This window comes from Streptomyces sp. NPDC056486 (genome assembly GCF_042795295.1).
Taxonomy (GTDB): domain Bacteria; phylum Actinomycetota; class Actinomycetes; order Streptomycetales; family Streptomycetaceae; genus Streptomyces.
Map to the genome: position 1 here is coordinate 1 of NZ_JBHTSF010000188.1, position 16,031 is coordinate 16,031.

14 protein-coding genes are annotated in these 16,031 nt (G+C 69.0%); 10 read left to right on the plus strand and 4 right to left on the minus strand.

Going from position 1 to position 16,031, the window contains the following annotated elements; translation table 11 throughout:
- Window positions 1-52: 52 nt before the first annotated feature.
- The 4 genes from ACFQ7F_RS40170 (at window position 53) to ACFQ7F_RS40185 (ending at window position 6,839) form a co-directional block, all read left to right on the plus strand.
- Window positions 53-1,888: an ABC-F family ATP-binding cassette domain-containing protein gene (locus ACFQ7F_RS40170; protein WP_383282491.1), complete on the plus strand. Its 1,836-nt coding sequence runs from the start codon at window positions 53-55 to the stop codon at window positions 1,886-1,888.
- A gap of 145 nt (window positions 1,889-2,033) precedes the next feature.
- Entirely contained in the window at window positions 2,034-3,902 is a 1,869-nt protein-coding gene (locus ACFQ7F_RS40175; protein WP_383282494.1) for a PQQ-binding-like beta-propeller repeat protein, read from the plus strand.
- A gap of 70 nt (window positions 3,903-3,972) precedes the next feature.
- Window positions 3,973-5,853 carry a PQQ-binding-like beta-propeller repeat protein gene (locus ACFQ7F_RS40180; RefSeq protein WP_383282497.1) on the plus strand — a complete coding sequence of 627 codons (1,881 nt, stop codon included), beginning with the start codon at window positions 3,973-3,975 and terminating at the stop codon, window positions 5,851-5,853.
- Window positions 5,854-6,113: 260 nt separating this feature from the next.
- A complete protein-coding gene (locus ACFQ7F_RS40185; RefSeq protein WP_383282500.1) occupies window positions 6,114-6,839 on the plus strand; it encodes a LuxR C-terminal-related transcriptional regulator in 726 nt (241 codons plus the stop codon).
- A gap of 30 nt (window positions 6,840-6,869) precedes the next feature.
- Here ACFQ7F_RS40185 and ACFQ7F_RS40190 read toward each other — a convergent pair whose 3' ends face one another.
- Both ACFQ7F_RS40190 and ACFQ7F_RS40195 read right to left on the minus strand, forming a co-directional pair.
- Window positions 6,870-7,169 (minus strand): hypothetical protein, encoded by a 300-nt coding sequence (locus ACFQ7F_RS40190; RefSeq protein ID WP_383282503.1) that lies wholly within the window; start codon window positions 7,167-7,169, stop codon window positions 6,870-6,872.
- A gap of 24 nt (window positions 7,170-7,193) precedes the next feature.
- Entirely contained in the window at window positions 7,194-8,876 is a 1,683-nt protein-coding gene (locus tag ACFQ7F_RS40195; RefSeq protein WP_383282506.1) for a sodium:solute symporter family protein, read from the minus strand.
- 240 nt (window positions 8,877-9,116) lie between these two features.
- Here ACFQ7F_RS40195 and galT point away from each other — a divergent pair, with 240 nt between their 5' ends.
- From galT to galK, 3 genes are read left to right on the plus strand one after another with little or no spacing between them, the layout of a single operon-like run.
- Window positions 9,117-10,202 (plus strand): galactose-1-phosphate uridylyltransferase, encoded by a 1,086-nt coding sequence (gene galT / locus ACFQ7F_RS40200; protein ID WP_383282509.1) that lies wholly within the window; start codon window positions 9,117-9,119, stop codon window positions 10,200-10,202.
- Complete coding sequence (galE, locus tag ACFQ7F_RS40205) at window positions 10,199-11,152, plus strand: UDP-glucose 4-epimerase GalE (RefSeq protein WP_383282512.1); 954 nt, start codon at window positions 10,199-10,201, stop codon at window positions 11,150-11,152. Before galT ends, galE begins: the two co-directional genes overlap by 4 nt.
- Window positions 11,153-11,177: 25 nt before the next feature.
- Window positions 11,178-12,344 carry a galactokinase gene (galK, locus tag ACFQ7F_RS40210; RefSeq protein ID WP_383282515.1) on the plus strand — a complete coding sequence of 389 codons (1,167 nt, stop codon included), beginning with the start codon at window positions 11,178-11,180 and terminating at the stop codon, window positions 12,342-12,344.
- 146 nt (window positions 12,345-12,490) lie between these two features.
- Here the strand turns inward: galK and ACFQ7F_RS40215 are convergent, their stop codons facing one another.
- Window positions 12,491-12,934 (minus strand): GNAT family N-acetyltransferase, encoded by a 444-nt coding sequence (locus ACFQ7F_RS40215; protein ID WP_383282518.1) that lies wholly within the window; start codon window positions 12,932-12,934, stop codon window positions 12,491-12,493.
- A 279-nt stretch (window positions 12,935-13,213) separates the two neighbouring features.
- On the opposite strand from ACFQ7F_RS40215, the gene ACFQ7F_RS40220 reads away from it, so the two are divergent.
- Complete coding sequence (locus tag ACFQ7F_RS40220; protein WP_383282521.1) at window positions 13,214-13,990, plus strand: LuxR C-terminal-related transcriptional regulator; 777 nt, start codon at window positions 13,214-13,216, stop codon at window positions 13,988-13,990.
- On the opposite strand, the gene tamR is transcribed toward ACFQ7F_RS40220, so the two are convergent.
- A complete protein-coding gene (gene tamR, locus ACFQ7F_RS40225) occupies window positions 13,949-14,446 on the minus strand; it encodes a MarR family transcriptional regulator TamR (protein WP_383282524.1) in 498 nt (165 codons plus the stop codon). The genes ACFQ7F_RS40220 and tamR overlap by 42 nt on opposite strands.
- Window positions 14,447-14,638: 192 nt before the next feature.
- Between tamR and ACFQ7F_RS40230 the strand changes: the two genes are divergently transcribed.
- Together ACFQ7F_RS40230 and ACFQ7F_RS40235 are read left to right on the plus strand one after the other, a co-directional pair.
- Window positions 14,639-15,487 carry a trans-aconitate 2-methyltransferase gene (locus ACFQ7F_RS40230; protein WP_383282527.1) on the plus strand — a complete coding sequence of 283 codons (849 nt, stop codon included), beginning with the start codon at window positions 14,639-14,641 and terminating at the stop codon, window positions 15,485-15,487.
- A 6-nt stretch (window positions 15,488-15,493) separates the two neighbouring features.
- Window positions 15,494-15,961: a VOC family protein gene (locus tag ACFQ7F_RS40235; RefSeq protein ID WP_383282530.1), complete on the plus strand. Its 468-nt coding sequence runs from the start codon at window positions 15,494-15,496 to the stop codon at window positions 15,959-15,961.
- Window positions 15,962-16,031 lie beyond the last annotated feature (70 nt).

Here is a 16,031-nt window from a genome sequence, read left to right on the forward strand (position 1 = left end):
ATCGACCTCCGACTACGCTGGAGGTCGATCGATCCCCTTCCCTGGAGCGTTAATGGCCGTCAACCTGGTCAATGTCGAGGCAGTCAGCAAGGTGTACGGCACACGTGCCCTGCTCGACGGTGTCTCCCTCGGCGTGTCCGAGGGGGACCGGATCGGCGTCGTGGGGCGCAACGGAGACGGCAAGACGACCCTCATCCGGATGCTCGCCAAGCTGGAGGAGACCGACTCGGGGCGCGTCACGCACAACGGCGGTCTTCAGCTCGGCGTGCTGACCCAGCACGACTCCCTCGACCCCGAGGCCACCGTGCGGCACGAGGTCATCGGTGACCTCGCCGATCATGAGTGGGCGGGCAACGCCAAGATCCGGGACGTGCTCACCGGTCTTTTCGGTGGGCTGGATATGCCTGGGTTTCCGCAGGGCCTCGACACCGTCATCGCGCCGCTCTCCGGTGGCGAGCGGCGGCGTATCGCGCTCGCGAAGCTGCTCATCGGCGAGCCCGACCTGATCGTGCTCGACGAGCCGACCAACCACCTCGACGTCGAGGGCATCGCCTGGCTCGCCGAGCACCTGCGGACACGGCGCTCGGCGCTCGTCTGCGTCACGCACGACCGCTGGTTCCTCGACCAGGTGTGCACGCGCATGTGGGACGTACAGAGCGGGTCTGTTTTCGAGTACGAGGGCGGCTACTCCGACTACGTCTTCGCGCGTGCCGAGCGTGAGCGCATCGCGGCCACCGAGGAGACCAAGCGCAAGAACCTGATGCGCAAGGAGCTCGCCTGGCTGCGGCGCGGCGCCCCCGCCCGCACCAGCAAGCCGCGGTACCGCATCGAGGCCGCGAACGAACTCATCGCCGATGTGCCGCCGCCCCGCGACAGCAGTGAGCTGATGAAGTTCGCGACGACGCGGCTCGGCAAGACCGTCTTCGATCTGGAGGACGTGACCGTACAGGCCGGGCCCAAGCTGCTCCTGAAGCATCTGACCTGGCAGCTCGGCCCCGGCGACCGCATCGGCCTGGTGGGTGTCAACGGCGCGGGCAAGACCTCGCTCCTTCGCGCGATGGCCGAGGCGCAACGCTCCGACGGCGACGTACAGCCCGAGGCGGGGCGTGTGGTGGTCGGCAAGACCGTGAAGCTGGCCTACCTCTCGCAGGAAGTGACCGAACTCGCCCCGACGCTGCGGGTGTTGCAGGCCGTGCAGCAGGTGCGCGAGCGGGTCGACCTCGGCAAGGGCCGGGAGATGACCGCGGGGCAGCTCTGCGAGACGTTCGGGTTCAACAAGGAGAAGCAGTGGACGCCCGTCGGTGATCTGTCCGGTGGTGAGCGGCGGCGCCTTCAGCTCCTTCGCCTCCTCATGGACGAGCCGAACGTCCTCTTCCTCGACGAGCCGACGAACGACCTCGACATCGAGACGCTGACGCAGCTCGAAGACGTCCTCGACAGCTGGCCCGGGTCGATGGTCGTGATCTCCCACGACCGGTTCTTCCTGGAGCGCACCACCGACAAGGTGTTCGCGCTGCTCGGCGACGCCACTATGCGGATGCTGCCGCGCGGCATCGACGAGTACCTGGAGCGGCGCAAGCGGATGGCGGCGGCCGGCACCCCGGCGGCCCCCCTCGCCGACGCGTCCGCCGCCGGAGCGTCCGCCGCACCGGCCGCCGCGCAGAAGACGGTCTCCTCCGCCGACGCCCGCGCCGCGAAGAAGGAACTTCAGAAGATCGAGCGGCAGCTGGACAAGATGTCCACGAAGGAAACGTGGCTGCACGCCCAAATCGCCGATAACGCCACCAACTTCGGGAAGGTGGCCGAACTGGACGCCGAGCTGCGCGAACTCGTCAGCGAGCGCGACGAGTTGGAGATGCGCTGGCTGGAGCTTGCGGAGAGCGCGTAGAGGTCTAGTAACGGACGTATCACAGGCCGGTCCTCCCTTGGGAACAGGGGACGGACCGGCCAGTTGTGCTAAGGGGCCAGGGTGATAGAAAGGTCCGCCTGAGCACCGCTTGGCGTGCCGAAAATCAGTGAAGGGGGAAGCGCTGATGACTCAGCCGCCCAACCAGCCGCCGTCCGGCGGCTTCGGAGCACCGCAGGACCCGAATCAGCCACCCGCGCCGCAGCCACCTGGCCAGCCGCCGCAGATGCCTGCCCAGCCGCCGCAGGGACCGCCGTCCGGCGCCCCGCAGACTCCGCCCGCGCCGCAGCCCGGCTACGGCTACCCGCAGACTCCGCCTGCGCCCCAGCCGGGTTACGGCTACCCGCAGCAGTCCGGACCGTACAAGCAGCCCGGTCCGTATGACCAGCCAGGACCGTACAACCAGCCCACGCAGCCCGGTCAGCCGGGCCCCTACGGCCAGCCCACGCAGCCGGGGCAGCCGGGTCCCTACGGCGCCCAGCCGCAGTACGGCTACCCGCAGCAGCAGTTCCCGGGCGGCCCCGGCATGCCCGGCACCCCGCCCGGCGGTGGCGGCAAGAACCCGTTCAAGGGCAAGCCCGGCCTGATCGTGGCGGCCGTGGCGGCCGGTGCGCTCGTCATCGGCGGCGTCGCCTGGGCTGTCGTCGGCGGCGGTGACGACGACCCCAGCAAGAAGAAGCCCCTGGCCGGGACGACCAACGACCCGAAGGCCAGCAACTCCGCCCCGGTCAACCCGGGTGACGGCGACGGCGACGGCGCGACTGGGCAGGACGACCTCAACGCGGGCCGCCAGCCCGGCGAGTCGAAGGTGCTCTTCTACAAGGAAGCGCCCAAGGTGCCCGGTTCCGGCGCCGACGCCAAGGGCATGTGGATCAAGGACGGCATCGCCGCCAAGGCCGCGTACAAGGAGATCTCCGCCTACGACGTCAGCACGGGCAAGACCGCCTGGCCGACGATCACGTTCCCGCAGAAGATCTGTGGCACGACGCCGCAGGCCACGGACGACAGCAAGATCGTCGTCGCGTTCAAGGACGGGCAGAAGGACGACTCCAAGTGCAACCAGATCCAGATCGTCGATCTGAAGACGGGTGCCAAGGGCTGGAAGAAGCCGGTCAAGGAGGAGGGGCTCTTCGACATGTCCCTCTCCACCGACCTCTCCATCACCGGTGACACGGTGATGGTCGGCCGCTCCCAGTCCGGCACGGCGCTGAGCATCAGCGACGGCAAGGAGCTCTTCGTCGCCGACAAGAAGGACCCGGGCGCCTGCTTCCCCAGCGGCTTCGCCGGTGGCAAGAAGATGCTCGTCGCCTACTCGTGCGGGGCGAGCTCGCCCACCGAGCACGACGAGCTGCAGCAGCTCGACCCGAAGACGGGCGACGCGGTGTGGACGAAGAAGTTCCCCAAGGGCTGGCGGATCGGCCGGATCTACTCCGAGAGCCCCACGATCGTGTACCTCACCAATGAGGACAAGAAGACGTGGAACATCACTACGCTGAAGCCCAACAGCAGCGCGACCCGCTCCGAGGTCGGCGTCGACGAGAAGTTCGCGCCGGAGTGCGACGGCTCGTCCTTCCTCGGCGGCAGTCTGCAGGGCTGCCTTGGCGTCACGACCGACGACAACAACCTCTACCTGCCGACCGAGGCGACGTCCGGCGCCAACGAGGTCGTGGCGATCAGCCTCGCCACCGGCAAGGAAGCATGGCGCACCAAGTCGCCGCTTGAGGAATCGATGCTGCCGATCAAGGTCGACGGCAATGCGGTCATCGGATACGTCGAGCCCTCGTACGACGCAGGCGGCAAGATCGTCTCGATCCCGATCTCGGGCTCGCACAAGCCGAAGACGCTCCTGAAGAACCCCTCGGGGACCTCGGAGATCGAGAGCGGCTTCTTCTCGAAGGCGCTCGACTACGTGGACGGTCGCTTCTACATCTCCACCACGCGGCTCTCGGGCAGCACAAAGGGCCAGGAGAAGCTGATGCTGGCCTACGGCAAGTGATCACTTCCCGGTCGGGCAAGTCGCCCTCTTTGTCGCTCAGTTCATCTCTCGTCCCCAAGGAATCGACGTCATGACCCAGCCGCCCCAGCCGCCCAACGAGCCCCCGCAGGGTGGGTTCGGCGCCCCCCAGGACCCCCCGCCCGGCGGTTTCGGCAAGGCTCCTGAGCCGAACAACCCGTCGTACGGCTACCCGCAGACCCCGCCGCCGCCCCAGACGCCGCCTCCGCCGCCGCAGGGCCAGCCCAACTACGGCTACCCGCAGGCACCGCAGGCACCGCAGCCGCCGCAGGCTCCCGGTACCCCGCCGCCCGGCCAGCCCCAGGGCTACGGCTACCCGGGCCAGCAGGCCCAGCCGTACAACCAGCCGACCCAGCCGTACGGCCAGCCGGCCCCGTACGGGCAGCAGCCTCCCTACGGCCAGCAGCCCCCCTACGGCGCCTACCAGCAGCCCGGCACGATGCCGATGGCGCCGCAGGCCGCGCCCGGCGGCTCGGGCGGCTCGAAGCTCAGCGGCCAGATGAAGATCATCATCGCTGCGGTCGTCGCGATCGCCGTGATCGTCGGCGGCGGCGTCATCTACGCCACGACCTCCGGCGGCAAGGACACCGAGGCGAGCTCCGAGGGCTCCACCGGCGGCAACGACGGCAAGGGCGAGGAGAAGAAGGGCGGCGACGAGCAGGGCCCGAGCGGCCCCGGCACGGAGAAGGTCCCGAGCAGCACCAACGCCACGGTCTCCATGCAGCTCCCGCAGCCCGAGGTGCCCAAGGACGACGTCTGGAGCATCAAGGGCTCCTGGCTCACCGACGACGTCTACGCCAAGGCGGGCGTCAACGAGATCGTCGGCTACAACGCGACCGACGGCAAGGAGCTGTGGACGCGGCCGCTGGCCGGCCAGACGTGCGCGAGCTCGCGCGAGGTCAGCAAGGACGGCATCGCCGCGGTCGCGTACGAAGACGGCAAGCGCACCAAGAAGGGCGACCACAAGACCTGCTCGCAGATCTCCGCGATCGACCTGAAGGACGGCAGCAAGCTCTGGACGGAGACCATCGACGAGGGCAGCGCGGACGCCCGGATCGAAGAGCTCACCATCAGCGGCAGCACCGTCGCGGCCGGTTCCAGCGCGGGCGGCGCCGCCTTCGAGATCACCAAGGGCAAGCACCTGTGGGAGCCGACCCCGGGCGACAAGTGCCAGGACGAGGGCTACGCGGGCGGCGAGCAGCTCGTCGCCGTCCAGAAGTGTGGTGACTACGGCGACGAGAAGCTCAAGGTCCAGCTCCTCGACTCCAAGACCGGCGACGAGAAGTGGACCTTCCCGGTGACGCCGGGCGTCGACAACGCCAAGATCATCTCGACCCGCCCTGTCGTCTTCGGCCAGGACACCCAGGAGATCACCGCGAGCGGCATCACCGATGTCTTCTCGATCAACGACAAGGGCGATCTCCGCGCCAAGATCTCGCTGCCCGACGGCAAGTACGACCACGACTGCGAGGTCAACGTCGTCTACGCGTGCACCGCGCTGGCCGTCGGCAACGACAAGCTCTACGTCCCGACCCGTCAGCACGACGGCGGCGGTGACGGCTACAGCCAGACGAACGAGATCATCTCCTTCTCGCTGGCCACCGGAAAGAGCACCGGCGACCGTGCCGACGCGGGCGACGACGGGGAGATGTTCCCGATCCGTATGGACGGCGGCAACATCCTGGCGTACAAGGACGCGACCTATGAAAAGGGCGCCCAGATCGTCTCTCTCAACGGCAAGACGATGAAGGAGACCAAGCTTCTGGAGACCCCCGCGGCCGAATCCGTGGGCAGTGCGATCAGCAGCATGGTGCCGAAATCGAACGAACTCCTCTACGGCGACGGCAAGCTGTATCTCGGCAAAGAGCTGATCAGCAAGCCGTATTCCAAGGACGACAAGGAGTACACGGCCCTGGGATTTGTCGCCCAGTAGCCCTGTGACCTCCGCATACGCGGCGGACGGCCCCGTTCCTGATGAGGAGCGGGGCCGTTCGGTTTTCCCTTGTGCTATTCCGCACGCATGTGCCACCCATCACCCGTCCATAGCCGGGATTTGGGCATTCCGCGCCGCTTCTCACCGGTAGGGGGCGCGCGATGTCGAACAAGCGTGTAGCTTCCGGGGCATGAGTGGGTGCGGGGCCGGGGGGCCCTCGTTCCGTGGGGGTTCCGTGGGGAAAACTGGGGGGTTGCTCGATGGGTGTGCGACTCATGGTGGTCGACGACCACCGACTGCTCGCCGAGGCACTCGCCTCGGCCTTGAAGCTGCGTGGCCACCGGGTTCTTGCCGCGGCCGCGCCCGCGGCCGGGGCGGCCGAGCTGGTCATCAGCCGCGCCCCCGAAGTCTGCCTGCTCGGTACGGCGACGCCCGCGGAGGCCGGAATGTTCGATCCGGTCGTGAAGATCAAGCGGGAGCGCCCACAGGTCGCCGTGGTGGTGCTCGGCCCGGTGCCGAGCCCGCGCGGGATCGCCGCGGCCTTCGCCGCGGGGGCTTCCGGATACGTACGCCATGACGAGCGCATCGAAGGCGTCGAGCGCGCCATCATGAAGGCGCGGGCAGGCGAGGCGGCCGTCGCCCCGCAGCTGCTCCAGGGCGCGTTCAGCGAGCTGCTCAATCCGGCGGCGCAGCCCGACGACGAGGGGCAGCGGCTCCTTCAGATGCTGACGCCGCGCGAGGTCGAGGTCCTGGTGCGGGTCGCGGACGGCGAGGACACCCGCCTGATCGCCGCCGGGATGGGCATAGCGCCCAGCACGGCGCGTACGCACGTGCAGCGCGTCCTGATGAAACTGGGCGTCGGGTCCCGCCTGGAGGCCGCCGCGCTCGCCGCGCGGACCGGACTTCTGGACCGCGCGGAACGGCCCGTGGCGGCCTATGCGAACGACGTGGAGACGCCGACGGGGCCCGAGTCACCGGCACAGTGAACTCGGGCCCCGTCCGGGGTTCCGCGGGTGCTACTCGCTTTCCTCCGGCTCCTCGCCGGGCTGCACCGTGGGGCGCAGCCACAGCCAGCCGAGGAAGAAGAGGCCGAGCGCCAGCATGGCCAGGCCCGTCCACAGGTTGATGTTGATGTCCTCGGCCTTCTTCATGTCGGCGTCGGACGGGTTGATTCCGGCGATCGTCACGATGACTCCGTAGACGACGAACAGACCGCCGATGATCCGCCGGATGTCGAAGAGACGGGCCGCCGTGGCGGACTTGCGCTCCAGCTCGGAGACTTCGTTGTGCAGTTCAGAGTTGTGCTGCTCAGACATGTTCTTCCAGACCTCCGATCGGATTTAGAGCGAGTACGGCAGGTAGCAGAGCGCGGCGAGCACGATCGCTCCCCAGCCGAGCAGCGCGGGCTTGCGGTACCAGGCGTCGTCGCCCTCGGCGGGCGGCTCCTCCAGGCCCGGTGAGGTCGTTCCGTAGACCAGACCGGCCAGTTCGGCCTCCGGCTTGGGCGCGGTGAAGAGCGTGACCACGACCATCACCACGGCGCCCGCGACGAAGCCGACGATCGCCGAGACGAAGTTGGCGCCCTGGTCGGTCGGGATGTCGATGACGCCCTGCTTGTAGATGTAGAAGTAGTTGATCATCGCGGCGGTCGTGCCCGCGAGCAGGCCCCACACACCGGACTTCACCGAGGCCCGCTTCCAGAACATGCCGATGATGAAGACCACGAACATCGGGACGTTGAAGAAGGAGAACAGGGTCTGCAGGTAGCCCATGATGTTCGAGAACGACGAGGCGATGAAGGCCGTTCCGACCGAGGCGAGGACGCCGATCGCGGTGATCACGCGACCGAACTGCAGGTAGTAGCCATCGGGCTTGTCCGTCTTCACGTACTTGGCCCAGATGTCGTACGTGAAGACGGTGTTGAAGGACGACACGTTCGCCGCCATGCCCGCCATGAACGCCGCGAGCAGACCGGTCACCGCGATGCCGAGCACGCCGTTGGGCAGCAACTCCTGCATCAGATACGGGATCGCGTCGTTGTACGTCAGGTCCGAGCCCGCCGTGCCGATCTTCGGGACGAGTACGGCCGCGACCAGGCCCGGGATCATCACCAGGAAGACGATGAAGATCTTCGGGAAGGCGGCGATCAGCGGGGTGCGCTGGGCGGCGGAGAGGTTCTTCGCGGACAGGGCGCGCTGCACCTCGGCGAAGTTGGTCGTCCAGTAGCCGAAGGAGAGCACGAAGCCGAGGCCGAGGATGATCGTCAGCCAGTTCGCGCCCAGCGGGTTGGCGTCACCGATGCCGGTGCCGCCCCACGCGCTCATGAAGTCCGAGCCGTGCGACTTCTCGATCGAGCCGGAGAGCCCGTCCCAGCCGCCGACCTTCTTCAGGCCGATGACGCAGATCGGGATCAGGGCCGCCAGGATCACGAAGAACTGGAGGACTTCGTTGTAGATCGCCGAGGAGAGCCCGCCGATCGTGATGTACGCCAGGACGAAGAAGCCGGCGACCACGATCGCCACCCACTGCGGCCAGCCGAGGAGCGCCTCGACGACGATCGACAGGGCGTAGAGGTTGACGCCCGCGATGAGGATCGCGGCGAACGCGAAGAGCACCGAGCTCAGCAGGTGCGCCGACTTGTCGAAGCGCTGGAGCAGGTACTCGGGGACCGAGCGGACCTTGCTGCGGTAGTAGAACGGCATCATCACGAGGCCGAGGAAGACCATCGCGGGGATGGCGCCGATCCAGTACCAGTGGACGACCGCGACGCCGTACTGGGCGCCGGTCGCGGCCATGCCCAGGATCTCGGTGGCACCGAGGTTCGCGGCGACGAACGCGAGGCCGGTCACCCAGGCGGGCAGCGAACGGCCCGAGAGGAAGAAGTCGAGGCTTGTCTTCACGGAGCGTCGGGCGGCGAAGCCGATACCTAGGACAACTACGAAGTAGATCGCGAGGATCGCGTAGTCGAGGCCGTTGGTGGGCAGCCGAAGCCCCTCGGCCAGGGTCTGTGTGGGGGACTGCATGGGGAACTCGCTTCGTTGCGCGAACTGATCAGACCGGAACCTACGCTTCCTTCTTCAATAACTGAAGACTTCTTTTGGTGTTCTTTGTTTGATTGTGATCGGACGGACAGCTGTGAGACAGCTGCGGCCGTCCCGGTCCGGTTCCAGCCTCGTTCCCGGTCCGGCATTGACGATGCTGTTGGCTTGTGATTTGTTATGTTCGGTTATGTTGGGTGTGGGTGTTGGTGAGGAGCCCCGGACGTGAAGAAGACCTCGACCCGTCTCGCAGACGGTCGTGAGCTCATCTACTACGACTCGCGTGACGACGCCGTGCGCGGCGCCGTCGACAAGAGGCCTCTGGATCCCATCTCCACCACATCGGAGATCCGCAGGGACCCGCTGCTCGGCGACGCGGTGGCCATCGCCTCGCACCGCCAGGGCCGCACCTACCACCCGCCGGCCGACGAGTGCCCGCTCTGCCCGTCCGACGGCGAGAGGCTGAGCGAGGTCCCCGACTCCTCGTACGACGTGGCGGTCTTCGAGAACCGCTTCCCCTCGCTTGCCGGGGACGCGGGACGGTGCGAGGTCGTCTGCTTCACCTCCGACCACGACTCGTCCTTCGCCGACCTCACCGAGGAACAGGCCGCACTCGTCCTGGACGCGTGGACGGACAGAACCGCCGAGCTCTCGCACCTGCCCGCCGTACAGCAGGTGTTCTGCTTCGAGAACCGCGGCGCCGAGATCGGCGTGACCCTGGGCCACCCGCACGGCCAGATTTACGCCTACCCCTTCGTCACCCCGCGTACGTCCCTGATGCTGAGGTCGCTCGCCGCGCACAAGGAGTCGACGGGCCGCAATCTCTTCGACGACGTCGTGGCCGAGGAGAGCGCGGGCGAGCGCGTGGTCCTGGAGGGTGAGCACTGGGTGGCGTTCGTCCCCCACGCCGCGCACTGGCCCTACGAGGTGCACCTCTACCCCAAGCGCCGTGTCGCGGACCTGCTCGGGCTCGACGAAGCGGCACGCACAGAGTTCCCCAAGCTTTATCTGGAACTCTTGAGGCGCTTCGACCGGATCTTCGGTGAGGGTGAAGGCGGGACCGAGGGCGAGGCGCTCACTCCGTACATCGCGGCGTGGCACCAGGCGCCTTTCGGCGGGATGGAGGGGGCCGCCGGGGACACAGCGGTCAATAGGGACGACTTCGCGCTCCACCTCGAGCTTTTCACCATTCGCCGCACTTCGGGCAAGCTGAAGTTCCTCGCGGGTTCCGAATCCGGCATGAGCGTGTTCATCAACGACGTGCCGCCGGAAGCCGCGGCCCAGCGACTGCGAGAGGTAGCGAGTTCATGAGCGGTAAGTACCTGGTCACCGGCGGGGCGGGCTATGTGGGAAGCGTGGTGGCCCAGCATCTGATCGAGGCCGGGCACGAGGTGACCGTCCTGGACAACCTCTCCACCGGATTCCGCGAGGGCGTCCCGTCCGGCGCGACGTTCGTCGAGGGCGACATCCGCGATGCCGCCAAGTGGCTGGACTCCTCCTTCGACGCCGTGTTGCACTTCGCCGCCTTCTCGCAGGTCGGCGAGTCCGTCGTGAAGCCCGAGAAGTACTGGGAGAACAACGTCGGCGGCACGATGGCGCTGCTCGCCGCGATGCGTGACGCGGACGTGCGCAAGCTGGTGTTCTCCTCCACCGCGGCGACGTACGGCGAGCCGGTCAGCACCCCCATCACCGAGACGGACCCGACCGCCCCGACCTCCCCGTACGGCGCGTCGAAGCTCGCCGTCGACCACATGATCACCGGTGAGGCCACCGCCCACGGTCTGGCCGCGGTCTCGCTGCGCTACTTCAACGTGGCGGGGGCGTACGGCGAGCAGGGAGAGCGGCACGACCCCGAGTCGCACCTGATCCCCCTCGTCCTCCAGGTCGCGCAGGGCAAGCGCGAGGCCATCTCCGTCTTCGGCGACGACTACCCGACCCCGGACGGCACCTGCGTCCGCGACTACATCCACGTCGCGGACCTCGCGCAGGCGCACCTCCTCGCGGTCGAGGCGGCCACCTCCGGAGAGCACCTGATCTGCAACCTCGGCAACGGCAACGGCTTCTCCGTGCGCGAGGTCATCGAAACCGTCCGCCAGGTCACCGGACACCCGATCCCCGAGGTCATGGCCCCGCGCCGCGGCGGCGACCCGGCGGTCCTCGTCGCGTCCGCGGCCACCGCGCGGGAGCGGCTCGGCTGGAATCCGGCCCGCGCGGACCTCGCGGGCATCGTCGCCGACGCGTGGGCGTTCGCCCAGCGTTAGTCAACAGGGGTTGAAGGGGTAACTGATGGACGTAGCGGGGCAGTTCTCGGAGCTGTACGGGTATGAGCCGGACGGGGTCTGGTCGGCACCGGGCCGGGTCAACCTCATCGGCGAGTACACGGACTTCAACGAGGGCTTCGTGATGCCGCTCGCGCTGCCGCACACCGCGGTGGCGGCGGTGGCGCGCCGCACCGACGGCGTCCTGCGGCTCCACTCGGCCGACATCGACGCACCGGTCGCCGAACTGCGCGTCGATGAGCTGACGCCTCTCGCGCTGACCGCCCGGGGGGCCGGGCAGGGCGGCTGGGCCGCCTACCCGGCGGGCGTCGTGTGGGCGCTGCGGGACGCGGGGCACGCGGTCTCCGGGGGCGCCGACATCCACCTCGCCTCGACCGTGCCGACCGGGGCGGGCCTCTCCTCGTCGGCCGCCCTGGAGGTCGTCACGGCACTCGCCCTCAACGACCTGTACGAACTCGGCCTGGACGCACCGCGGTTGGCGGTCATCGCCCAGCGCGCCGAGAACGCCTTCGTCGGTGTGCCGTGCGGTGTGATGGACCAGATGGCATCCGCGTGCGCCACGGAAGGCCACGCCCTGCACCTGGACTGCCGCGACCTGACGACACGGCAGGTCCCCTTCGACCTCGCCGCGCACGGCCTGCAGCTCCTCGTCGTCGACACCCGGGTCAAGCACGAGCTGGGCGACGGGGCGTACGCGGAGCGGCGGGCCGGATGCGAGGAGGGTGCGCGGATCCTCGGCGTCTCCCACCTGCGGGACGTTCCTTACGCGGAACTCCCCGCCGCCCTGGAGAAACTGACGGACGAGCGGATCCGCCGCTACGTACGCCACGTCGTCTCGGACGACCACCGGGTGGAGCAGGTCATCGGCCTGCTCGACGCGGGCGAGGTGCGGGCCATCGGCCCCGTCCTGACCGAGGGGCACGCGTCGCTTCGGGACGATCTGCGCATCTCCTGCGACGAGTTGGACCTGGTGGTGTCGTCCGCGAACGCGGCCGGGGCGATCGGCTCCCGGATGACCGGGGGCGGCTTCGGCGGCTCGGCGGTCGTCCTCGTGGAGGAGGTGGACGCGGAGCCGGTGACGAAGTCGGTCCTGGAGGCGTTCACCTCGGCGGGCCACACGTCCCCGCGGGTGTTCCCGGCGGTTCCTTCGGCGGGGGCGCGCCGCTTGGCGTGACGAGGCGCTCTGTCAACTCCGGTGCGGATGATGCGGGTTGGGCTCGGTGGCAACCGTGTACGGGAACTGCCGTCGGGCCCCGCGTGACCGCGTGACCGCGTGACTGCGTGACCGCGTGGCCGTTTGTCCGTCTGGCCGCGTGGGCATCAGGCCAATCTCTTCGTCAGGGTGAACTCTTTCGCCCCCTGCGGATAATCCGGGATCACCGACACCACGTCGTACCCCTGACCGCGGTAGAACCCCGGAGCCTGGAAGTCCCATGTCTCCACACGGGAGTTGAGGCAGTCCCGCTCCTCCCGCGCGATGCGCTCCGCCTCGGCGAGCAGCTGTGCGCCAAGACCCGCTCCCTGGTGGTTCTCGCTGACCCAGAGGTGGTTCACGTGGAGCCAGCGGCCCCAGGTGTGTCCCGCGAGGCCGCCGACCAGGCCTTCCGTGCGTTCCACCAGCCATACGGCCAGCGGGATTTCACGATCCTGGGGGGTGCCGCGCAGGGCGCGGATCACGGGTGACGCGGCGTTGTTCGAGCCCTGGAGTCCGGCGAGGAGCAGAGCGAACCGGTCTTTGTCGACTCCTGTCTCAATACGAAACATACGGCTCACCCTAAACGCGCTGGCCAGTCAGTTCTGTAAATTACCTTCCGCTCCTGCCGTCCGGCTCTACTCTGAGTGGCAGTGCCGGTGGGGGCCGGCACTGATCAGGGGGCGAGACAGTCGGGTACGACGCCCGGCGATGGGGGTAGCAGTCATAGCTCGGCGGCGGCCGTGCGACTGCGGCGACCCCCGTTGCGGGCGTCGTGCCCGCACCGTACGTCCTCCGACGTTGGGGTATCCCCTGCTCTCCGCGGAGAGCCTGGGGGAGGGGGTTTTTCAGTGGTTCGTATCCGAGTCCTGGTCGTCGACGACCATCGCATCTTCGCCGAGTCGCTCGCAGCGGCACTGGCGGCGGAGCCCGACGTCGACGTGTCCGCGGCGGGCAGCGGTCCCGCCGCACTGCGCTGCCTTGAGCGGGCCATAGCCGAGGGGCGCAGATACGACGTGCTGCTCGTCGACGCCGACCTGGGCGCTTCCGCGAACGCCATGCAGGGCGTCCGGCCCGCGCCTTCGGTGCAGGAGGGCGGCGCGGACGGTCTTGTCGACGGCATATCCCTGGTGGCCGGAGTCCGCTCGGGCCAGCCGATGGTCCGTACGGTCGTGCTCGCCGAGAAGGACGACCCGCGCCGGGCCGCCCTCGCGCTCCAGGCGGGCGCCTCGGGATGGGTCGCCAAGGACTGCTCGCTGTCCCGGCTTCTGACGGTCATACGGGGGGTGCTGCGGGAGGAGACCCATCTGCCGCCCGCGCTGCTCACCGGCGTCCTGCGCGAGTTGACGGCCGCCCGCAAGCACCGCACGGAATCCGAGCGCCTGGTGGAGTCCCTGACTCCGCGCGAGCGCGAGGTCCTTCGCTGCATGGTGGCCGGTCTTGGCCGCAAGGCGGTGGCGGAAAGGCTGTTCCTCTCCCCGCACACGGTGCGTACGCACATGCAGAACGTGCTGGGGAAGCTGGGCGTCCACTCCACGCTCGCGGCCGTCGCGCTTGCGCGCAGGGCCGGGGTGGGTCCTGTCGACCTAGCCGGGGATGTTGTCGAACGGGGCGGTCAGCTGGCGTAGCAGCGCGGCGAGCTCGCCCCGCTGTCCGCGCGACAGCTCGGCGAGGATCGCCCGCTCCTGCTTGAGGAGTCCGGCGAGGGCCTGGTCCGCGCGGTCCTGCCCTTCATCGGTCAGCCGCACGAGCACGCCCCGTCGGTCGCTCGGGTCGGGCAGCCGCTCGACGAGGCCCTTCTTCGCGAGCCTGTCGATGCGGTTGGTCATCGTGCCGGACGTCACCAGGGTCTGGGTGAGGAGCTGTCCGGGGGAGAGCTGGTAGGGCGCGCCCGCGCGCCGCAGCGACGTCAGTACGTCGAACTCCCACGGCTCCAGCTGGTGCTCGGAGAACGCGAGCCGACGGGCCCTGTCGAGATGCCGCGCGAGCCTGCTGACACGGCTGAGCACCTCGAGTGGTTCCACGTCGAGGTCAGGGCGCTCACGGCGCCATGCTGCCACCAGCCGATCGACCTCGTCCTCCATGGCGATCAGTGTAGGGGGTCTGTCGACATGAAGTCTCTTGACGTCAAGAGACTTCGGGGCTGAGGATGGCTGTACGACGTCCATGGCGCCCGCACAAAGGCGACATGACGCCGGTACGAAGCTTAGGCAAGAGGTCGCACGAGGTCGTCCCCGCACCGTCGCACGAGGTCCCTGCCCAGAGGAGGCCCACCCATGTCCGCCGCCCCCAGCAACAGCTCCGCCCCCACCCCCACCTGGGATCCGGGTCAGTATCTGCGCCACTCCGGCCACCGGGCCCGCCCTTTCGTCGACCTGCTGGCCCGCATCCCCGAACTCCCCGCCACCGGCGGCCGCGCGCCCCGCATCGCCGACCTGGGCTGCGGTCCCGGCAACGTCACCCGCCTCCTCGCCGAACGCTGGCCCACGGCGCACGTCACCGGCTTCGACAATTCCCCGCAGATGCTGGAGCAGGCCGAGCGGCTCGCAGGGCCCACGTCCGGCGGCGGGCGCCTGGACTTCGCCGCGGCGGACGCGTCGCACTGGGCGCCGCCCGAGGGGACGTACGACCTGATCCTGTCCAACGCGACGCTCCAATGGGTGCCGGACCACCCGGACTCCTTCCCCGCCTGGGTGGCGGCGCTGGCCCCCGGCGGGACGTTCGCCCTCCAGGTCCCCGGCAACTTCGACGCCCCCAGTCACGTCCTGATGCGCGAACTGAGCGAGTCACCGCGCTGGCGGGAGCGGCTCGACGGGCGGCTGCGCCACGCGGACGCGGTGCTCTCGCCGGCGGCCTACCTGGAGCGGCTTGTCTCGCTGGGGTGCGAGGTGGACGCGTGGGAGACGACGTATCTGCACCTCCTTGAGGGGGATGACCCCGTCCTGGACTGGGTGCGGGGGACGGGCCTGCGCCCGGTCCTCACGGCGCTCGCGGACGACGCGGAGGCGCGGGAGGCGTTCCTCTCCGAGTACCGGGAGCTGCTGCGCAAGGCGTACCCGGCGGGGGTTGGGGGCACGGTCTTCCCCTTCCGCAGGGTGTTCGCGGTGGCGCGGCGAGGGGACTGACCCCCCATGCCCCTGACGTCCATCGACCACGTCCAGCTGGCGGCTCCGCCGGGGAGCGAGGCGCTGCTGCGGGCCTTCTACTGCGGGGTGCTCGGCATGACCGAGATCCCCAAGCCGGGTGCGCTGGCCTCGCGGGGCGGGTGCTGGTTCATGGCGGGTGCCGTGCAGCTGCATCTCGGTATCGAGGCCGACTTCCGCCCCGCGAGGAAGGCGCACCCCGGGCTGCGGGTGCGGGACATCTCCGCGTACGCGGAGCGCTTCTCTTCGCGGGGCGTGCCCGTCACCTGGGACGACGCGTTGCCGGGACACCGGCGCTTCTACGCGGACGACCCGGTGGGCAACCGCCTTGAGTTCTTGGAGGGGGAGCCATTGCCATTGCCGGAGCCATTGCCGGAGCCGGAGCCGGAGCCGGAGTCCGCGTCGCAGCCGGGGTGGGGAAGCGGGCCTGTGTCGCAGCCCTTGCCGCCGCCTTAGCTCCGGCACTGAACCGCCGCTTCGCGGCGGATGTCTCCCACCCACCCACCCGATTACCCGGGGTCATGGG

Excerpts from the sequence above, each read along its gene's own strand:
- galK (WP_383282515.1), top strand. The coding sequence starts at position 11,178 with ATGGACGTAGCGGGGCAGTTCTCGGAGCTGTACGGGTATGAGCCGGAC.
- ACFQ7F_RS40235 (WP_383282530.1), top strand. The coding sequence starts at position 15,494 with ATGCCCCTGACGTCCATCGACCACGTCCAGCTGGCGGCTCCGCCGGGG.
- ACFQ7F_RS40190 (WP_383282503.1), bottom strand. The coding sequence starts at position 7,169 with ATGTCTGAGCAGCACAACTCTGAACTGCACAACGAAGTCTCCGAGCTG.
- tamR (WP_383282524.1), bottom strand. The coding sequence starts at position 14,446 with ATGGAGGACGAGGTCGATCGGCTGGTGGCAGCATGGCGCCGTGAGCGC.
- ACFQ7F_RS40195 (WP_383282506.1), bottom strand. The coding sequence starts at position 8,876 with ATGCAGTCCCCCACACAGACCCTGGCCGAGGGGCTTCGGCTGCCCACC.
- ACFQ7F_RS40170 (WP_383282491.1), top strand. The coding sequence starts at position 53 with ATGGCCGTCAACCTGGTCAATGTCGAGGCAGTCAGCAAGGTGTACGGC.
- galE (WP_383282512.1), top strand. The coding sequence starts at position 10,199 with ATGAGCGGTAAGTACCTGGTCACCGGCGGGGCGGGCTATGTGGGAAGC.
- ACFQ7F_RS40215 (WP_383282518.1), bottom strand. The coding sequence starts at position 12,934 with ATGTTTCGTATTGAGACAGGAGTCGACAAAGACCGGTTCGCTCTGCTC.
- ACFQ7F_RS40185 (WP_383282500.1), top strand. The coding sequence starts at position 6,114 with ATGGGTGTGCGACTCATGGTGGTCGACGACCACCGACTGCTCGCCGAG.
- ACFQ7F_RS40180 (WP_383282497.1), top strand. The coding sequence starts at position 3,973 with ATGACCCAGCCGCCCCAGCCGCCCAACGAGCCCCCGCAGGGTGGGTTC.
- ACFQ7F_RS40175 (WP_383282494.1), top strand. The coding sequence starts at position 2,034 with ATGACTCAGCCGCCCAACCAGCCGCCGTCCGGCGGCTTCGGAGCACCG.
- ACFQ7F_RS40230 (WP_383282527.1), top strand. The coding sequence starts at position 14,639 with ATGTCCGCCGCCCCCAGCAACAGCTCCGCCCCCACCCCCACCTGGGAT.